The following is an 813-nucleotide window of genomic DNA, read 5'->3' on the forward strand; positions in this document are numbered from 1 at the left end:
AGAGATGAAGCTGGAAACCGACCAAATCAGAGAGGCGCAGCGAAGTGACACGGTCAAAAAACTCGCCACTGAGGATGCAGAAAAACTCAAATCCGATGGTGACTATCAAGAACGAGCTCAACAAGAGCTTGAAGAAGCTGCTATCTCTCAAGATATTGAGATGAACTCCGAAGAGATGGTGGAATAACTTTGATGTTTCTTTACAACAATCACAGATGCTTATGAATAACGGACGATAAAGGGGAAATGATGCCAAACGTCAACTTAGAGATTGAATTTATTAGAAAATACCCAAGTGGTGGCTGTGCCTCTGAAGGCGAATTCGACCTTGCTGATTTTGTGGTAAAAAATGCACCTGAATGCAAACTGCCTTACAAAAAAGTTGATGACGCTTTTTATCATTGGCAACTAGACGCATCTTTACAACACCTTGAAAAGATTGATGGTATTTGGCAAGGCTATGTAGCGTTTATCGATATTGATGCCCCCGAACCAGGCACATCAATCACGCTCACCGTTTCACTATTGGAGGACGATTAATGCAAGACGATGAACTCATAAAAGAATCTTTCCATCTGCCTAAGTACACCAAACGTAACAATGCAGAGCAGGAACGAAAACAAGCCGAAACGAGAAGACGGATTGAAGATATTTTAGAAGAGCAAGCCTTTAATAAACTCTGGAATGAAGAATAATGTTGACATGCAAACGATAATAATTATCATTAAAACATCAATTATGAAGTCTCCCGACGAAATGATTGACACGACATTTGCTCACATTACTTCCAGTGTAATTATTAAGCTTATCTTT

At 39.7% G+C, this 813-nt stretch carries 3 protein-coding genes; all 3 read left to right on the plus strand.

Features of this window, described 5'->3' with window-relative positions:
* Window positions 1-187, plus strand: a 187-nt coding sequence (locus AACR11_RS21235; RefSeq protein ID WP_139374590.1) for a hypothetical protein, incomplete at its 5' end; no start/stop codon positions are given.
* Window positions 188-246: 59 nt separating this feature from the next.
* Window positions 247-540 (plus strand): hypothetical protein, encoded by a 294-nt coding sequence (locus AACR11_RS21240; RefSeq protein WP_223295715.1) that lies wholly within the window; start codon window positions 247-249, stop codon window positions 538-540.
* Window positions 540-695: a hypothetical protein gene (locus tag AACR11_RS21245; RefSeq protein WP_017191380.1), complete on the plus strand. Its 156-nt coding sequence runs from the start codon at window positions 540-542 to the stop codon at window positions 693-695. Before AACR11_RS21240 ends, AACR11_RS21245 begins: the two co-directional genes overlap by 1 nt.
* Window positions 696-813: the final 118 nt, after the last annotated feature.

The organism is Vibrio sp. L85, from assembly GCF_963871815.1.
Lineage (GTDB): Bacteria > Pseudomonadota > Gammaproteobacteria > Enterobacterales > Vibrionaceae > Vibrio > Vibrio harveyi.

What these genes read in the sequence shown, in the direction of transcription:
- AACR11_RS21240 (WP_223295715.1), top strand. Translation starts at nt 247, where the DNA reads ATGATGCCAAACGTCAACTTAGAGATTGAATTTATTAGAAAATACCCA.
- AACR11_RS21245 (WP_017191380.1), top strand. Translation starts at nt 540, where the DNA reads ATGCAAGACGATGAACTCATAAAAGAATCTTTCCATCTGCCTAAGTAC.